Source organism: Sphingopyxis sp. EG6 (assembly GCF_003609815.1).
GTDB lineage: Bacteria > Pseudomonadota > Alphaproteobacteria > Sphingomonadales > Sphingomonadaceae > Sphingopyxis.
The window spans coordinates 3,058,239-3,073,144 of sequence record NZ_AP017603.1 but is presented as its reverse complement, the minus strand read 5'-3'; the positions used below and the strand labels follow the sequence as shown (position 1 = coordinate 3,073,144).

The following is a 14,906-nucleotide window of genomic DNA, read 5'->3' as shown; positions in this document are numbered from 1 at the left end:
TGCACCTCGCCGGGCCCAGGGCCGTTCGGGCAGGGATAGGCGGCGCGGGCAGGCTGGGGCAGCGCGAGCAGGAAAAGGACCGCCGCGGCGATGCGCGCCAGAAGAAGGGGCCAGCGAGCAGCGCGAGCGGCGGTCGAGGGTCTCATGCGCCGACACTATAGGGTTTGCCGCGCCGGATGGCGCGATGCCACGGGGTACTGGTACAATCGGGCGGTGCGACGGACGGGCGATTGCTGTGTTAGGCTAGAGCCCTTATCCCGGGACGCAATCGGGCTGCGGCAGCGCCCCGAACCAACAATCAACGCACATGGAGCCAGCGCCGATGATCGAACCCCGTTTCAAGCGACGACAGCTGTCGCTGGCCACGCTGGCGCTGTTCGCAGTGGCGGCGTGCGGCGGCGAAGCGGCGGGGACCGCCGATGCGGCGGACAGCGTGGCACCGAGCGCAGCGTCGCAGACCGGTGCCGGTACTGTGGGTGCCGCTGCCGCCGCCAGCGGCGCCGCGGAGCAGGTGATGACCGAAAGCGACCGCCTGTTCCTCGACATGGCCGACGGCGCCTGCAACGCCGTGGATTTTCCGTCCTTTTTCAAGGCATTTACCGGATCGTGGGCGGTGCGCGCGAAATATACCGCGGCGACGGTTACGCACGGGATGACCGGCCAAAGCCGGTCCTTGCCGCGCCGCGACTATCTGGCCCTGAATGATTTTCCGATCGCGCCGATGGACTATGATTATGTCACTGCCGCGTCGGCGGCAGCGTTTGAGGGCAAGCCCGATGCATCGTGGCGCGACCTGTCCTATGTCCAGCTGGAGTTCAACACCGCGAACGACAATCGCCGCCGGGTCGACTGGCTGCCGGGGATTTTCCAGAAGCACCAGACCCCGCCGCCGCCCGAGCTGGAAGAGGGCTTGGGCGAGCTGGTGCGCGCGACGGGCGGCGGCGGGACGTTGCTGTTCTTCCCGACCGAGACGTGCTGGGAACTGGTCGAGGATGTGCGCAACCCGATGCCGCAGCCCTGATCGGGCTGCGGCCTTTAATCAGACATGGTCGAGCACATCGGCGCCGTTTGCGGCGAGCCGGGTGCGCTTGTCATAATCGCCGAGCACTGCCTTGGTCAGTCCGAAATCGGTGACCGCCAGGATCACCAGCTCGTCGGTGGGTGACAGGTTTTTCGACTGGTGGAACACCCAACGCGGGACAAAGGCGAGCCCGCCGGGGTTCAGCGTCAGCGTGGCGTCACCGATGCGCACCTCGGCGGTGCCGCTGATCACATAGAAGAGCGATTCATGCGCGTGCTTGTGCAGTTCGTTGTTGCACCCCGCGGCGATCCGCACGACGCGGGCATCGAACGCCTGGGTGCCGGGAAAATCGAGCACGTCGACGGAAAAATCGATCCCCAGCTTGGCGTTGCAGTTGCGATAAATCTGCCGGTGGCTGTTGCCCGGGTCGGCGTGAAAGGCGGCGAGCGGCGCGTCGGTGGCGAGCGGCTGGCGCGCCTCGATATTCGTGATGAGGGCGAGAAGGTCGGGGTTCATGCGGATATTGTCCTGTTGAAGCGCGGGGCCGCGGGCGATGCCATCGCCGCGCGGCCCCGCGTCGGATCGGTCAGACGGCCATCGCCAGGGCGGGGCGTTCGGCGCGCGCCATCGCGCGTTCGTAGAGCCAGTCCCAAAAGGACGAGCGCAGCGACAGCGCCTTGATCATCCCGCGGCGCAGATCGCCCTTGCCCGTCGGGGTAGCGGCGAATGCCAGCGAGATGTCCTCCAGCGCCTCCTGATGATGATCGTCGACCGCGGTGTGCAGCGGGAAGAAGACCGTGTCGCGCGGGTGAAGGTCGGTGCGCGCTATCGCGTTGACGAAGGGGATATAGATGGTGCTGACGATATTTTCGGTGCCGAGTCCCAGCGCGCCGAGCGCTTCGGCGGCCGAACCATGGGTCAGCGTGGTCAGGAAGGATTCGCGCCAGCACACCAGTTCGATCGCGTCGTCTTCGGGGACATAGGGGGCGGTGACGCCGGTGGCCTCGCGAAAGCGGCGGAACAATTGCGGGTGCGGGATGCCCTCGATCCATTCGCGTTCGACGCCGACCGCGGCGAGTTCGGCATATTCCTCGTCATCATAAATGCCCGATTCTTCGGTCAGATTCTGAAGCAGGCTATGGCGATGCGCCGGGATTTCGAGTTTGGAAATTACGGTGGTCAGATAGCGCGGAAAGTGCAGCGAATATCCGTAATAATGTTCGGCAAAGTCGCGCAACGCCCAATCGGTATCGGGAAAATCGCCGACATCAAGTGCCGCAAGATAGGGGTGATTTACAGCGCGATGGCTCAGTGATTCTTCGATAAGATCCTTGATGCAAACAGTCACACGACCTCCTGAGTGATTTTGGGGGAAATTATATTTTATGCACTTTGTTATTATTATTATGCCCCGGAGGATGATTTCTATATCCGCGCCCCTTGGACGATGAAAACCGGGCCAAAGACCCGGGTCATTATATTGGTGTCGGCAATTGGCGCGCAGACGCGCGGGCGCGCGAATCCGGCGCTGCGAGTGTTAAGGGTTCGGGGTGCAGCGCTGGGCGTTGCCCCAGCGCGCGGCGGCTATTTGGCCGCGGGCGCCATGAAGTCGTGGACGAATTCGCCCGGGGTGCGGCTGTCGTAAACCCGCTGGAGGGTGCAGGCCTGACCGCGCTTCTTGCAATTCGCCTGCGCCGCCTGCGCGGCGCGCTTGGCATTGGATTCGACGGTGGCGCTCTGGTCGCCGGTGCCGAGGCGGTAGGTCTGGATCACGCCGTTGCCGACAAAGGCGAGGATTGCGCAGCGTTGCCGGGTCGCCTTGGTACAGGCATCGAGCGCCAGACGTTCGGCGGTTGCGGCGTCGCGCTGGCCGCTGGCGATATAGAGGCGGCTGTCGAAGCCTTCGGTCCCCTCGACCCAGGCGCCGACCGCATAGAGTTTGCGCGCCGTGGGTTTGGGCAGATGGCGGTTCTTGCTCGACGAATAGGTGCCGAGCACCTCGCACGGCAGCAGCTGTTTGGCGCTGCAATCGGCGAGCGTCTTTTTGCTGTGAACGCCGCCATCGCCATGCCATCCCGACCACAGCGCGCCGCTGCGGTCGCGGAAGATCCGCATCGACGAATTATGCCATTCGCCGATCGAGGTGCAGCCGCCGCCCATCGCCTGATTGCATGCGGCGAGCGCGGTGCGTTCGGCGGTGTTGGGGCCGTCGTAGCTGCCCTCCATCCACACATCATCGGCGTCGGGGTGCCAGGCGATCGAGCCATAGCGGTAATAAACCTCGCTGCCCCCGCCTCCCCCGCCGCCCTGGGCGCGATCGCAGATCGGAACCGCGGCGACGCCGTGGCTGCCGCCCGACACCCCGACCTGGACTTCGCCCGGACCCGGACCGCCGGGGCAGGGATAGGCGGCGCGCGCCGCTTGCGGTTGCACGAACAGCGCAAGGGCGAGGGCGGCAAACAGGCCGAGGGCAAGGCGCAGGATCATCGCGCCGTCATATCAGCGGTGGCGGCCAGGTTACAATGCGCCGGTGTACCAGTGCTGCGCCGGGCGCGCGCGATGGGGCTATCGTCGGCGGCGCATTTCGATCAGAAGGGGCCGGGTCGACAGGGTGATGGCGGGCGCGGCGGAGGAAAGCGATGGCGGTGAAATCGGGGTTGGCAGCGGGTCTGGCGCTGTTTCTGATCGCCGCAAGCCCGGCGCCGCGGGTCGACGATCTCGGCTGGCTGGCCGGGCAATGGATCAGCGAGACGGGCGATCGCTGGACCGAGGAAAGCTGGACCGACCCACGCGGCGGAGTGATGCTGGGGCACAGTAGATCGGGGCGCGGCGATGCCTTGCGCGAATTCGAATTTCTGCGCATCGCGCCCGGCGCCGACGGCACGCTCGCCTATGTGGCGCAGCCGCAGGGCGGGGCGCCGGTGTCGTTCGCGCTGGTGCGGCGCGATGCGGCGAGCGCGACCTTTGAAAATGCGGCACATGATTATCCGCAGCGTATTCATTATGCCCGCGACGGCGACACGCTGACCGCGACGATTTCAGCGATCGACGGATCGAAACCGCGACGCTGGACCTATCGGCGGCGCTGACGGGCGACGGGCATCATGGCGGACAAGACGGGGCGGCTTTTTGCGATCATCGACAGCCTGCGCCGCCGCCGGCGGCCGGTGACCGCCGAGATACTGGCCGACGAGCAGGGCGTGTCGGTGCGCACGCTGTACCGCGACATCCAGGCGCTGATCGCACTCGGCGCCCCGATCGAGGGCGAGGCTGGGGTGGGCTATGTGCTGCGCCCGGGATTTTTCCTGCCGCCGCTGATGTTCACCGCCGATGAGCTGGAGGCGCTCGTGCTGGGCGCGCGCTGGGTCGAGGGGCGGCAGGACGGCAGCCTGTCGCGCGCCGCGGGGCTGGCGCTGGCGAAGATCGCGGCGGCGAGCCCCGATGCGCTGAAGCAGCGCATCGACGAGGCGGGGCTGTGGCCGGTGAACAGCCGCTGGCGCGAAACCGACGCGCCGCTGCTGGCGACGGTGCGCGAGGCGATGCGCGCCGAAAAGACGCTGCACATCGCCTATGCCGATGAAAGCGGCGCGGCCACCGAACGCGCGATCTGGCCTGCGGCGCTCGCCTATTTCGAGGACAAGCAGGTGATCGCTGCCTGGTGCCTGCTGCGCGAGGATTTCCGCAGTTTTCGCATTGACCGGGTGGCGTCGGCGCGGATCGGCAGCGAAGGTTTCGGTAGGCGGCGCGCGGTGCTGATGGCCGATTGGTGGCGGCAGAATGGGCTGGAGGCGGCCTCCTGACAATTTCTGTCAGGGGGTTGGGCTATTCGCCGGTGAGGGCGCACCGCGCCGCCAGACCGGAGGATAGAATATGCTCAAGACCCACCATGGTTCGTGCCACTGCGGCGCGGTCAAATTCGAAGCCGACATCGACCTCGACGCCGGGACGGGCAAGTGCAACTGCTCGATTTGCACCAAGAAGCGCGGCTGGAGCGCGCAGATCAAGCCCGACGCCTTTCGCCTGCTGACCGATCCGGCAGCGCTTTCCGACTATCAGTTCGGATCGGCGAGCGTGCATCACCTGTTCTGCAAGACGTGCGGGGTTTCGCCCTATGGCCAGGGATATGTCGAGGAGATCGGCGGCGCCTATGTGTCGGTCGCGATCGCGTGCCTTGACGATCTGGATCATGCCGCGATGGCGGCGCTGCCGGTGCAGCATATGGACGGCGCGGGGAATAATTGGTGGAATGCGCCGGAGGTGACGGGGCATATGTGACGGGGGCGTTCGCGGGATATCCGTCACCCCCGCGAAGGCGGGGGCCGCTGGAGATGTGGTATAAGGCCGATGGCGGCCCCCGCCTGCGCGGGGGCGACAATTCCTTCCGCTAGCCCCTCAACCGGTCCGCCGCGCCAGCCAGACCCCCGCAACCATCAGTGCGATGCCGGCGAGGCGCTTCGCGTCGACCGGAAAACGCATCGAACCGAACAGCGCGAAATGGTCGATCACCGCGGCGCTGGCGAGCTGGCCGACGAGGACGAAGAAGATTGCGTTGCCGACGCCGAATTTGGGGGCGATGAAGGTCACCGAAATCACATAGAAGGCGACGAACAGCCCGCCGAAATAGAAATGAAACGGGATGTCCGACGAAAAGCGGATCTGGCCGAGCGTCCCGGTCGCCAGCGCGCCGGTCGCGGCGATCAGGAAGGCGAGGCCGAACAGGATCGTCGATGCCGCCAGCGGGCTGCCGAGCCGCGCGCCAAGCCCGCCGTTCAAGGCGGCGAGGATCGGGATGCCGATGCCGGTGAGCAGCATGACGATCGCAAAGGTGGGGGCGTTGCTGCTGGTCATTGCGGGGGCAGCTTGGCCGCCTGCGCGGCGCGAAATTCGGCCACCGGCAGCCCGCCGATGCCCCAATTTTCGAGGTCGACCTCGTCGATGGTGACGACGGTGGTCGCGGGGTTCTTGCCGAGGATGCGCTGGAGCAATTCGGTGACGCCGCCGATCAGTTCGGCCTTTTGTTCGGGCGTCGCGCCCTCGCGGGTAATCTTGATGTTCACATAGGGCATCGGTGGGCTCCTCAGCTGGCGATTTGCGCGGGCCAGCCCGGCATTGCGGGAAAGCCGGGCAGTGCGGCGATCCGGCTCGTCCATTCGCCGATTGCCGGCCAGTCGGCAAGGTCGATGTCGGCCTCGCCCGCGAGCGCCAGATAGGGGCTTGCGGCAAGGTCGGCGATGGTCAGTCGGTCGCCGACCAGCCAGCGGTGCGCCGCCAGACGTGCCTCGATGACGGGGAGGAAGCGCGCGGTGACCGCCTGTGCATGCTCCTCGGCGATCGGCGTACCGAACTGGCGCGCGAGCCGGAGCGTCGCGGGGCCATTGGCGATTTCATTGGCGGCGTGTGACAGCCAGAGCGCGATTTCGCCGCGTTCTTCAGGGGTGCGGCCGTCCCAGTCTCCGGGGCGGTGGCGCGCCGCGAGATATGCGAGGATCGCCTGGCTGTCGCGCAGCGTGCGATCACCTTCGACATAGAGGGGAATCTGGCGCATCGGATTGATCGCGGCAAAGGCGGCGGACTGGCGCGCCGCGGCGTCGGTCGGCTGCTCCTCCCATGACAGGCCGAGGAAGGCGAGCGCCAACCGGACCTTGTGGGCGTTGCCCGAGCGGGGGGTGGCGTAGAGCATGATCATCGGCGGTCTCCGGACAGGCGGGCGTGGAGCGCGGCGTTTTCGGCGCGCAGTTGACCCAGTTCGGCGGCCATCGGCTGGATCGCGGCGGAAATTTCGGCCTCGGTAAAGCGCGGGGTGATGTGCTGCGAACAATTCCATTCCCAGCCGATGACATCGATCAGAAAGGCGCGTTCGGGGGTGGCGCGATAGCCCGCGGGCATCAGCGACGTCACCAGCGCGGGATCGTCGGCGAGCTCGACGCTGTGCGCATGGCCGACCAGTTTCAGCCGGTCCCTGTTCGGATAATCCATCAGGAACAGCGAGACGCGGTCGTCGCCAGCGAGGTTCGCGGTGCTGATATATTGCTTGTTGCCGCGATAATCGGCGAAGCCGATGCGGTTGCCCGCAATGTGGCGCAGGAACCCCGCGGGGCCGCCGCGATGCTGCATATAGGGCCACCCATGCGCGGTGACGCTGGCCATGTAGAAACTGTCGCGTAGCGCAATGTAATCCAGTTCCTTCGCGGTCAGCGCGTCGGGGGTGCCGTCGGCGCCCGCGTCCATCTTCAGATAGGAGGCGCGCGAGCCATGGCGTTCCTGGAGCGCCTTGACCGCGTCGCTGAACAGGGTGTGCCGGTAATTGCGGGCCATGACCGATCCTTCGCAAGTGGGGGGCGAACGAAGCCCGAGAGGGGACAGCTTCGTTCGCCGCACCCGATCTAGATCGTTGCAATGGATGCGATAACGGGCAAATATTGAACGACTCTGTTCCGAAAAGTGGAATAATCAATGGACCGCTTGCTGACGCTGGAAATGTTCGTCGCGGTCGCGAGCGAGGGCGGGTTTGCCGCCGCCGCGCGCAAGCTGAACAGCTCGCCGCCGGCGGTGACGCGCGGGATCGCGGCGCTCGAGGCGCGGCTGGGGACGCTCTTGTTCCACCGTTCGACGCGCGCCGTCGCGCTGACCGACGAAGGCACGGCGTTTCTGGAACAGGCGCGGCGTATCCTCGCTGACCTTGCCGGGGCCGAACGCGAGCTGCGCGGGGCGGCAGCGCAGCCGCGCGGCCAGCTGTATGTGACCGCGCCGGTGATGTTCGGGCGGCTGCACGTGCTGCCCGTTGTCGGCAAGCTGATGGCCGAGCACCGCGAGCTGATGGTGCGGATGATGCTGATCGACCGCAATGTGCGGATCGTCGAGGAGGGGATCGACGTTGCGGTGCGGATCGGCGCGCTCGCCGATTCGGGGTTGAAAGCGGTGCGGATCGGGTGGGTGCGCCAGATGCTGGTGGCGAGCCCTGCCTATCTGGCGCGGCGTGGGGCGCCGCAGGCGATGAGTGAGTTGGCGCAGCATGACCTGATCGGGACGATGGGGCCGCGCGCGGCGGGCGAATGGCAGCTCGCGCGCGGCAAATGGCGGCTCGACCCGCGCCCACGACTGGTGCTCAACACCGTCGATGGCGCGCTGGCGGCGGCCGAGGCGGGATTGGGGATCGCCAATCTGTTGAGCTACCAGCTGGCCGATGCGCTGGCGGCGGGGCGGCTGATCGCGCTGCTCACCGACGAACAGCCGCCGGCGCTGCCCGTGCACCTGTTGTTCGAACCGTCGCGCGCGGCTTTGCCCGCGGTGCGGTCGTTCGTCGAGGCGATGAAGGGGCGGATGCGGGCCGCGGGTTTGGGGTGAGGCATCTATCCTGATCCTCCCTGTGGCGAAGCCATGGGGAGGGGACCGTCCCCGCGAAAGCGGGGATGGTGGAGGGGCGCCGACGTCAGCGCAATAGCCCCTCCGTCAGCGCTTCGCGCTGCCACCTCCCCATGGCTACGCCACAGGGAGGATTAACGTCCGCCATTCGTCAAAACTGATACGCCAGCCCGCCGCCGAACAGCCATTGATCGGCGCTGCCGACGTCCTTCACGATCGGCGAATCGGCGAGGCGCGAGAGGAGGCGGCCATATTGGGCGCCGCCGATCAGCACGAATCCTTTGCGCAGGTCGCCCGACAGCGCATAGGCGCCCGCCATCCCGATCGTATATTTGCCCGCGCCCGCCTTGGCGCTGGCGCCGGTATAGACGGGCAGGCCGCTCGCCGCGCTGCCCAGCGCGTCGATATCGTAATAATAGCGGCCAAAGCCCTTGCCGTAGAAATTGACCGACGCCGACACGCCGACAAAGGCGCGTTTCGACAGCGGGGTGCCATAATCGATCGTCGGCGATGCCGCCCAGCTGCCGTGGCGGCCCGAAATATCCTTCAATGCGACGATGCGCAGGCCGATCTGGTCATAGTCGCTGGTGATCACTCCGGTGTGGGTGACGCCGGTGAAAAAGCCCGCCTCGACCGCCAGCTTGCGCTTGCCGAGCGCCTCGACCTGCGGATCCTTGATGCTGCCGGTGCGGTCGGCGCGCAGGCTGATGATCGGGCCGAATTTGAAGTCGGTCTTTTGTCCGCGGCGATGGCGGATCAGGTCGACCTGAAGATTCGTGCCGCGGGTCGAGAAGGAATAGCCGTCATAACGACCGCGAACGTAAAAGGCGGGGAGCAGGCGGCGCTCGTCCGAGCCGTTATAGTCGGGCGAGCTCAATATGCCCCCGGCCACCGAAATATAGTTGCGCGACCATTTGCGTTCGCCGTCGTCATCGTCGTCGCGCGCCGCGGGGAGCAGGATTTCGTCGTCGATGTCGCTGACGTCCTGCAGATGGCGTGCCGGCTCGTCGGCGTCCGGGATCAGTCCGTCGGCCGGCGTTTCAACGGGTGCCGCGGGGACTGGCGCCTCTTCCGCCATCGCGGGTGCCGCAGCGCCGCCGCCGAGCGCCAGTGCAGCAAACAGCCGAAGCAGGGAAGCGATGCGAAGCGGGCGGGAGCGCGAAGTCAAAACGGGCATATTCATCCTATATTCTTGCCCCTCTTGCCCCGGGGTGTAGGTGAAGGTCCAGATATTGCAAAGGCTTCGTCTTGCCCAAACAAGCTTTTGGCCGCATCGTGCTTTTCATGCATCACTACGGTCCTTCCGCTTGCCTATCGCGCCGCGTCGCCATTGGTTCCCGGCGCGTGGCGATCGATCCTGCTCAAGCCATGCTGTCGCGCGCATGAACCTGTTCGGTCCGAAGCGGCCCTTGGCGGCAGAAGAATGGGAATGGCAGCTGGCAGGCTTTCGCTGGCTGCTCGAGGAGTTCGAGGGACTCGACAAGCATCGCGCGGGCATACTCGCAACGCCTGATGGCGCCTGTTTCCCCGACAGCAAACAGACCGGCGACGCGCGCGCGGCAGAATTGCTCGCCCAGATCATGACGATAGCGGACATCGCCGACTGGCCGGTGCGGCTGGTACTGGACGATGGCGAACCCGAATTGCGCGCTGTGTCGCAAATGCATGCGCTGACCCCCGAAACCGGCTGGGCGATGGGGACATTCCAGATGGTCGAAGATGGCGCGGGCGGCTGGCTTGCCGAGATTGTGGCGAGTCGCCAGCAAATCGGCAACGAGGCCGCGCTGGTTGCGACACTGGCGCACGAGGTCGTGCATTATTTGCTCTCCAGCACCGAACGGCCGGTCCCGGGCGGCGAGGATTGTCACGAGCTGCTGACCGACTTGGCGGCTGTGTTCTTCGGTTTCGGCATCTTTCTCGGCAACGCCGCACGTTTTAGCCATCACACGCAAGGCGAACTCGGCACCCAATACGGCGGGTGGTTCGTCGCGGGTTCGCAGGGCTATTTGTGCGAGCGGGCGCTGATGACCGCGCTCGCGATCAGCGAGACGCTCGCAGGCCGCGACCCGATGGCGGCAGCGCCCTATCTCAAACCGCACCTTGCCCATGATTTGACGCAGGCGACGCGCTATATCGCAAAACGCGACATTTTCGCCGATATTGGGGCGATCGACCTCTGCGAATATGGCGCGCCCGCGGTGGCACGCGCATGAACCGCACGCCGAGGCTGATCGGTTATGCGCTGATGGTGCTGGCGGCGGGGCTGGCGGTCGCGTTGCGGCGCGGCGCGATCGACAGTTTGGGGCCATTCCCGGTTGCCGCGGTCGCGCTGCTGGTCGGGATGATCGGTGTGATGCTCGTGTTCACCGACCTGATGGTGCGCGGCCTTTACGCGCAGGTCGATGCGGCGAAACGCGACGAGGGCGGCGAAGGGTAAATCCTTTTCGTTCGACAGTATCGGTGGTTACCAGTATGACCGCCCGATGACTGATCGACCGCATACGCCGCTGCTCGACACGGTGGATGTCCCCGCCGACCTCCGCAAGCTGAAGCCCGAAGACCTCCGCCAGTTCGCCGACGAGCTGCGCGCCGAGATGATTTCTGCCGTGGGCACCACCGGCGGGCACCTGGGCAGCGGGCTGGGCGTCGTCGAACTGACGACCGCGCTGCACTATGTCTTCGACACGCCGCGCGACAAGATCGTGTGGGACGTCGGGCACCAATGCTATCCGCACAAGATCATCACCGGGCGCCGCGACCGCATCCGCACGCTACGCCAGGGCGGCGGGCTGTCGGGCTTCACCAAGCGCAGCGAGAGCGAATATGATCCGTTCGGCGCGGCGCATTCGTCGACCTCGATCAGCGCCGCGCTGGGCTTTGCGATCGCCAACAAGCTGAAGGACCAGCCGGGCCGCGCGATCGCGGTGATCGGCGACGGGTCGATGTCGGCGGGCATGGCCTATGAGGCGATGAACAATGCGCAGCAGGCGGGCAACCGGCTGATCGTCATCCTCAACGACAATGACATGTCGATCGCGCCGCCCGTTGGGGGACTCTCGGCCTATCTCGCCAAGCTGGTGTCGTCGCGGCCGTTTATCGAGCTGCGCGAAATCGCACGGCGCTTTGCGCGCAAGCTGCCCGAACCGCTGCACAAGGCGGCGAAAAAGACCGACGAATTTGCCCGCGGCATGGCGATGGGCGGCACCTTGTTCGAGGAACTCGGCTTTTATTATGTCGGGCCGATCGACGGGCATAATCTCGACCATCTGATCCCGATCCTGGAAAATGTCCGCGACAGCGAACATGGCCCGGTGCTGATCCATGCGGTGACCAAGAAGGGCAAGGGCTATGCCCCCGCCGAGGCCGCCGCCGACAAATATCATGGCGTGCAGAAATTCGACGTCATCACCGGCGAGCAGGCAAAGGCGCCGCCGGGTCCGCCCGCGTACCAGAATGTCTTCGGCGAAACGCTGGCAAAGCTCGCCGACACCGACCCGCGCATCGTTGCGATCACCGCGGCGATGCCGTCGGGGACGGGCGTCGATAAATTCGCGAAGGCGCATCCGACGCGCAGCTTTGACGTCGGGATTGCCGAGCAACATGCGGTGACGTTTGCCGCGGGACTGGCGGCGCAGGGGATGCGGCCGTTCGCGGCGATCTATTCGACCTTCCTCCAGCGCGCTTACGATCAGGTCGTGCATGACGTGGCGATCCAGAATCTGCCGGTGCGCTTTGCGATCGACCGCGCGGGGCTGGTCGGCGCGGACGGATCGACGCACGCGGGCTCGTTCGACATCACCTATCTGGCGACCCTGCCCAATATGGTGGTGATGGCGGCGGCCGACGAGGCCGAGCTGGTGCATATGACCTATACCGCCGCCGAATATGACGCGGGGCCGATCGCGTTCCGTTATCCGCGCGGCAACGGCACCGGCGTGGCGCTGCCCGCGGTTCCCGAAAAGCTGGAGATCGGCAAGGGCCGGGTGGTGCGCAGCGGCAAGACGGTCGCGATCTTCTCGCTCGGCACGCGGCTGGGTGAAGCGCTGAAGGCCGCCGATACGCTGGAAGCGCGCGGACTGTCGACGAGCGTCATCGACCTGCGCTTTGCCAAGCCGCTCGACGAGGAGCTGATCCGCAAGACGCTCGCGAGCCATGAAGTGTGCGTGACGGTCGAGGAAGGCAGCATCGGCGGGCTCGGCGCGCATGTGCTGACCTTGGCGAGCGACGTGGGGCTGATCGACGCGGGACTGAAACTGCGCACGCTGCGCCTGCCCGACATGTTCCAGGATCAGGACAAGCCCGAACTGCAATATGACGCCGCGGGGCTCAACGCGCCGCAGATTGTCGATTGCGTGCTGAAGGCGCTGCGCCACAACAGCGCGGGGGTCGAGGAAGCGGGTGCGCGGGCTTGAGCGGCGGCGTATCTCAAATGCCCGGTTCGTGCTGAGCCTGTCGAAGCACCGCTTTCTCAGTTGATGCGGCCGGAGACAAGGACGGCCCTTCGACAAGCTCAGGGCGAACGGCATTGAGGGGATTGTCGAGCGCATGGATTTCCTGAAACTCATCCAGTCGCTCGACGAGCTGCTCTATGAGATCATGTCGTGGCTGATCTTTTATCCGGTCACGCTGTGGCGCGCGCTGACGAAGCCGCTCAAGATGATGGATTATGCCGACAGCGAACTCGGCGATCCGGCGGCGCGGCAATATACCGATACGCTGTCGCCGCCGCTGTTCCTGCTGCTGACGATCGCGCTGACCCACGCCGCCGAACTGTCGCTGGTCGGGCAGGACGAGCTGGTCACGGGAAAGACCGGGCTCAGCGCCTTTGTCAGCGACGACAGCAGCCTGATTCTGGTGCGCGTCGCCTTTTTCAGTATTTTCCCGCTGATCATGGCGGCGCGGATGGTGCGCGCGCGGCATATGAAGCTGGACCGCGGACCGCTCAAGCCGCCCTTTTACAGCCAATGCTATGTCACCGCGCCATTCGCGATGATGGTCAGCGGCGCGTCGATCCTGATGCGGATGGACGGGGTGTGGGCGGTGGCCGGGCTCGGGCTGCTCGTCTTTGCGCTGCTGTGGTTCGGCACGTTGCAGATTTTGTGGTTCGCGCACCATTTGCGCACCGGTTACTGGCGCGCCGCCGGTCATGCTTCGCGCGCGATGGTCGAGGCGCTGGTGCTGTTCACTATTGTGTCGCAGCTTTTCCGCTAGCTGACCGGGACGATCGTCGCCTGCGCGATCGCGCAGCGGCGCGGTTCTTCGCCGCCCCCTTCGGCCCAGACGTCGGCGCGGACGATCGCTTGACGCCTGCCCGCCTTGATCACCGTACCGCGCGAGCGCAGATGGCTGCCCTTGGCGGGGGCGAGGAAGTTGATCGTGTAGCTGCCGGTGACGACGTCGCCGATCACGCTCGACGCCGCCCAGGCGCACGCATTGTCGGCCATCAGCCCGACGATCGCGCCATGGGCAAAGCCGTGATGCTGGGTCATGTCGGGCCGCAGCGCGAGCAGCAGTTCGGCCTCGCCGTCGAAACAGCGGATCGGCTCGACACCGAGGAAGGCGGTAAAACCCGATGCGTCGACCGCGACGCTTTTCATATAGGCGACAGCTTCGTCGTTGCTGGCAAAACGGTGTCCGCGCATGGGGAGAGCCTTGTTTAGTCTGAATTACAGACCTTATCGTCGCTTGCGCATCACGGCGTCAAGTCTTAAATCCAGACTTGTGAAGGAATATGTGCCATCGCGTTCTCCCTGCGCCGTCGGCCGCGCCTCGCGGCTGCTCGGCGACCGCTGGGTGCTGCTAATCCTGCGCGAGGCCTTCCTGGGCTTCGACCGTTTCGAGGATTTCGTGAGCCGGCTGGACATCTCGCGCGCGGCGCTGACCTCGCGGCTCGGCTGGATGGTCGAGGCGGGGGTGATGGAGCGGGTGCCGCCCGACGGCAAGCGCGCCGCCTATCGTCTGACCGCTGCGGGAGAGGCGCTGCGCCCGACCTATGACGCGATCAAGACGTGGGGCGATACATGGCTGCCGCGGGCGCCAAAAGAAAACGGCCCGGGCGATGCCGGGCCGGGAATCTATTGATCGGGAAACGCTGGCTTAAGCGCCGGGGATCGCCGCCTGTGCGTCGCGGCCGTCGCCTTCGGGGGCGGCGAGGATATCGCGGACGACCAGTCCCTTGTCGACGACCTGCGTGTCGGGGCTGCCGACCTGGCTGCGGATGCCGGGGTCGGCGCGGGCGCCGTCGGCGCTGCTGATCACCGCGGCTTCATTGGGGCTGCGCGCCGAGGGGCCGCCGAACAGCGCGCGCAGCGTCTGTTCCGCGGTGGTTTCGCCGCCCGGTCGCGCGGTGCCGGGGGCGGGCGGGGTCAGTGCAAAATCGGGCGGCACGACGAGCGGCGCCTGACGCGACACGGCAAATTCATCGGGCCGGTCGCGGCTGAACAAATTGTTCGACCCGCAGGCCGACAGGGTGGTGGCCAGGATCGAGGCGGCCAGGATGACTTTGGTCCGGTTCACTGCAAAT

The 14,906-nt window shown here is 66.0% G+C and carries 20 protein-coding genes; 10 read left to right on the top strand and 10 right to left on the bottom strand.

The window, feature by feature from the left end:
- Window positions 1-322 precede the first annotated feature (322 nt).
- A complete protein-coding gene (locus tag SPYCW_RS14955; RefSeq protein ID WP_145985997.1) occupies window positions 323-1,021 on the top strand; it encodes a hypothetical protein in 699 nt (232 codons plus the stop codon).
- Between the two features lie 18 nt (window positions 1,022-1,039).
- Here SPYCW_RS14955 and SPYCW_RS14950 read toward each other — a convergent pair whose 3' ends face one another.
- From SPYCW_RS14950 to SPYCW_RS14940, 3 genes are all read right to left on the bottom strand, one after another.
- Window positions 1,040-1,537, bottom strand: a complete 498-nt coding sequence (locus SPYCW_RS14950; protein WP_120217463.1) for a cupin domain-containing protein — start codon at window positions 1,535-1,537, stop codon at window positions 1,040-1,042.
- Window positions 1,538-1,607: 70 nt separating this feature from the next.
- Window positions 1,608-2,369, bottom strand: coding sequence for a TenA family transcriptional regulator (locus tag SPYCW_RS14945; RefSeq protein WP_172595520.1), 762 nt, complete (start codon window positions 2,367-2,369; stop codon window positions 1,608-1,610).
- A gap of 236 nt (window positions 2,370-2,605) precedes the next feature.
- Window positions 2,606-3,508 carry a DUF4189 domain-containing protein gene (locus SPYCW_RS14940; RefSeq protein ID WP_120217461.1) on the bottom strand — a complete coding sequence of 301 codons (903 nt, stop codon included), beginning with the start codon at window positions 3,506-3,508 and terminating at the stop codon, window positions 2,606-2,608.
- Between the two features lie 158 nt (window positions 3,509-3,666).
- Here SPYCW_RS14940 and SPYCW_RS14935 point away from each other — a divergent pair, with 158 nt between their 5' ends.
- The 3 genes from SPYCW_RS14935 (at window position 3,667) to SPYCW_RS14925 (ending at window position 5,296) form a co-directional block, all read left to right on the top strand.
- Window positions 3,667-4,110 (top strand): DUF6265 family protein, encoded by a 444-nt coding sequence (locus SPYCW_RS14935; protein ID WP_232014731.1) that lies wholly within the window; start codon window positions 3,667-3,669, stop codon window positions 4,108-4,110.
- Between the two features lie 15 nt (window positions 4,111-4,125).
- Window positions 4,126-4,821 carry a helix-turn-helix transcriptional regulator gene (locus SPYCW_RS14930; RefSeq protein ID WP_120217459.1) on the top strand — a complete coding sequence of 232 codons (696 nt, stop codon included), beginning with the start codon at window positions 4,126-4,128 and terminating at the stop codon, window positions 4,819-4,821.
- A 70-nt stretch (window positions 4,822-4,891) separates the two neighbouring features.
- On the top strand, window positions 4,892-5,296 hold the full coding sequence (locus SPYCW_RS14925; RefSeq protein WP_120217458.1) for a GFA family protein: 405 nt from the start codon (window positions 4,892-4,894) through the stop codon (window positions 5,294-5,296).
- Between the two features lie 117 nt (window positions 5,297-5,413).
- Here the strand turns inward: SPYCW_RS14925 and SPYCW_RS14920 are convergent, their stop codons facing one another.
- Genes SPYCW_RS14920 through SPYCW_RS14905 form a run of 4 tightly spaced genes read right to left on the bottom strand, consistent with a single transcriptional unit; the run spans window position 5,414 to window position 7,336 of the window.
- Window positions 5,414-5,869, bottom strand: coding sequence for a DMT family transporter (locus SPYCW_RS14920; protein ID WP_120217457.1), 456 nt, complete (start codon window positions 5,867-5,869; stop codon window positions 5,414-5,416).
- The gene (locus SPYCW_RS14915) at window positions 5,866-6,087 is read right to left on the bottom strand and encodes a tautomerase family protein (RefSeq protein WP_120217456.1); all 222 of its coding nucleotides are present in this window, start codon (window positions 6,085-6,087) and stop codon (window positions 5,866-5,868) included. Before SPYCW_RS14915 ends, SPYCW_RS14920 begins: the two co-directional genes overlap by 4 nt.
- 11 nt (window positions 6,088-6,098) lie before the next feature.
- On the bottom strand, window positions 6,099-6,707 hold the full coding sequence (locus SPYCW_RS14910; protein WP_172595519.1) for a glutathione S-transferase family protein: 609 nt from the start codon (window positions 6,705-6,707) through the stop codon (window positions 6,099-6,101).
- Window positions 6,704-7,336 carry a pyridoxamine 5'-phosphate oxidase family protein gene (locus tag SPYCW_RS14905; protein WP_120217454.1) on the bottom strand — a complete coding sequence of 211 codons (633 nt, stop codon included), beginning with the start codon at window positions 7,334-7,336 and terminating at the stop codon, window positions 6,704-6,706. Before SPYCW_RS14905 ends, SPYCW_RS14910 begins: the two co-directional genes overlap by 4 nt.
- Window positions 7,337-7,474: 138 nt before the next feature.
- Here SPYCW_RS14905 and SPYCW_RS14900 point away from each other — a divergent pair, with 138 nt between their 5' ends.
- Complete coding sequence (locus SPYCW_RS14900; RefSeq protein ID WP_120217453.1) at window positions 7,475-8,365, top strand: LysR family transcriptional regulator; 891 nt, start codon at window positions 7,475-7,477, stop codon at window positions 8,363-8,365.
- Window positions 8,366-8,534: 169 nt separating this feature from the next.
- Here SPYCW_RS14900 and SPYCW_RS14895 read toward each other — a convergent pair whose 3' ends face one another.
- Window positions 8,535-9,560 carry a MipA/OmpV family protein gene (locus SPYCW_RS14895; protein ID WP_172595518.1) on the bottom strand — a complete coding sequence of 342 codons (1,026 nt, stop codon included), beginning with the start codon at window positions 9,558-9,560 and terminating at the stop codon, window positions 8,535-8,537.
- Window positions 9,561-9,765: 205 nt separating this feature from the next.
- On the opposite strand from SPYCW_RS14895, the gene SPYCW_RS14890 reads away from it, so the two are divergent.
- From SPYCW_RS14890 to SPYCW_RS14875, 4 genes are all read left to right on the top strand, one after another.
- Window positions 9,766-10,596: a hypothetical protein gene (locus tag SPYCW_RS14890; RefSeq protein ID WP_120217451.1), complete on the top strand. Its 831-nt coding sequence runs from the start codon at window positions 9,766-9,768 to the stop codon at window positions 10,594-10,596.
- Window positions 10,593-10,820, top strand: coding sequence for a hypothetical protein (locus SPYCW_RS14885; protein ID WP_120217450.1), 228 nt, complete (start codon window positions 10,593-10,595; stop codon window positions 10,818-10,820). The genes SPYCW_RS14890 and SPYCW_RS14885 overlap by 4 nt, the downstream gene beginning before the upstream one ends.
- 46 nt (window positions 10,821-10,866) lie before the next feature.
- Entirely contained in the window at window positions 10,867-12,795 is a 1,929-nt protein-coding gene (gene dxs / locus SPYCW_RS14880; protein WP_120218331.1) for a 1-deoxy-D-xylulose-5-phosphate synthase, read from the top strand.
- Window positions 12,796-12,928: 133 nt separating this feature from the next.
- Window positions 12,929-13,594 carry a hypothetical protein gene (locus SPYCW_RS14875; RefSeq protein WP_120217449.1) on the top strand — a complete coding sequence of 222 codons (666 nt, stop codon included), beginning with the start codon at window positions 12,929-12,931 and terminating at the stop codon, window positions 13,592-13,594.
- On the opposite strand, the gene SPYCW_RS14870 is transcribed toward SPYCW_RS14875, so the two are convergent.
- A complete protein-coding gene (locus SPYCW_RS14870; RefSeq protein ID WP_120217448.1) occupies window positions 13,591-14,025 on the bottom strand; it encodes a PaaI family thioesterase in 435 nt (144 codons plus the stop codon). The two genes, SPYCW_RS14875 and SPYCW_RS14870, sit on opposite strands and share 4 nt — an antisense overlap.
- Before the next feature lie 91 nt (window positions 14,026-14,116).
- Here SPYCW_RS14870 and SPYCW_RS14865 point away from each other — a divergent pair, with 91 nt between their 5' ends.
- Window positions 14,117-14,464, top strand: coding sequence for a winged helix-turn-helix transcriptional regulator (locus SPYCW_RS14865; protein WP_232014730.1), 348 nt, complete (start codon window positions 14,117-14,119; stop codon window positions 14,462-14,464).
- Window positions 14,465-14,479: 15 nt separating this feature from the next.
- On the opposite strand, the gene SPYCW_RS14860 is transcribed toward SPYCW_RS14865, so the two are convergent.
- Window positions 14,480-14,899 carry a DUF3035 domain-containing protein gene (locus SPYCW_RS14860; RefSeq protein ID WP_120217446.1) on the bottom strand — a complete coding sequence of 140 codons (420 nt, stop codon included), beginning with the start codon at window positions 14,897-14,899 and terminating at the stop codon, window positions 14,480-14,482.
- Between the last annotated feature and the right edge of the window lie 7 nt (window positions 14,900-14,906).

Excerpts from the sequence above, each read along its gene's own strand:
- SPYCW_RS14920 (WP_120217457.1), bottom strand. The coding sequence starts at position 5,869 with ATGACCAGCAGCAACGCCCCCACCTTTGCGATCGTCATGCTGCTCACC.
- SPYCW_RS14885 (WP_120217450.1), top strand. The coding sequence starts at position 10,593 with ATGAACCGCACGCCGAGGCTGATCGGTTATGCGCTGATGGTGCTGGCG.
- SPYCW_RS14950 (WP_120217463.1), bottom strand. The coding sequence starts at position 1,537 with ATGAACCCCGACCTTCTCGCCCTCATCACGAATATCGAGGCGCGCCAG.
- SPYCW_RS14925 (WP_120217458.1), top strand. The coding sequence starts at position 4,892 with ATGCTCAAGACCCACCATGGTTCGTGCCACTGCGGCGCGGTCAAATTC.
- SPYCW_RS14905 (WP_120217454.1), bottom strand. The coding sequence starts at position 7,336 with ATGGCCCGCAATTACCGGCACACCCTGTTCAGCGACGCGGTCAAGGCG.
- SPYCW_RS14955 (WP_145985997.1), top strand. The coding sequence starts at position 323 with ATGATCGAACCCCGTTTCAAGCGACGACAGCTGTCGCTGGCCACGCTG.
- SPYCW_RS14940 (WP_120217461.1), bottom strand. The coding sequence starts at position 3,508 with ATGATCCTGCGCCTTGCCCTCGGCCTGTTTGCCGCCCTCGCCCTTGCG.
- SPYCW_RS14910 (WP_172595519.1), bottom strand. The coding sequence starts at position 6,707 with ATGATCATGCTCTACGCCACCCCCCGCTCGGGCAACGCCCACAAGGTC.
- SPYCW_RS14875 (WP_120217449.1), top strand. The coding sequence starts at position 12,929 with ATGGATTTCCTGAAACTCATCCAGTCGCTCGACGAGCTGCTCTATGAG.
- SPYCW_RS14890 (WP_120217451.1), top strand. The coding sequence starts at position 9,766 with ATGAACCTGTTCGGTCCGAAGCGGCCCTTGGCGGCAGAAGAATGGGAA.
- SPYCW_RS14930 (WP_120217459.1), top strand. The coding sequence starts at position 4,126 with ATGGCGGACAAGACGGGGCGGCTTTTTGCGATCATCGACAGCCTGCGC.
- SPYCW_RS14915 (WP_120217456.1), bottom strand. The coding sequence starts at position 6,087 with ATGCCCTATGTGAACATCAAGATTACCCGCGAGGGCGCGACGCCCGAA.
- SPYCW_RS14895 (WP_172595518.1), bottom strand. The coding sequence starts at position 9,560 with ATGCCCGTTTTGACTTCGCGCTCCCGCCCGCTTCGCATCGCTTCCCTG.
- SPYCW_RS14900 (WP_120217453.1), top strand. The coding sequence starts at position 7,475 with ATGGACCGCTTGCTGACGCTGGAAATGTTCGTCGCGGTCGCGAGCGAG.
- dxs (WP_120218331.1), top strand. The coding sequence starts at position 10,867 with ATGACTGATCGACCGCATACGCCGCTGCTCGACACGGTGGATGTCCCC.
- SPYCW_RS14870 (WP_120217448.1), bottom strand. The coding sequence starts at position 14,025 with ATGCGCGGACACCGTTTTGCCAGCAACGACGAAGCTGTCGCCTATATG.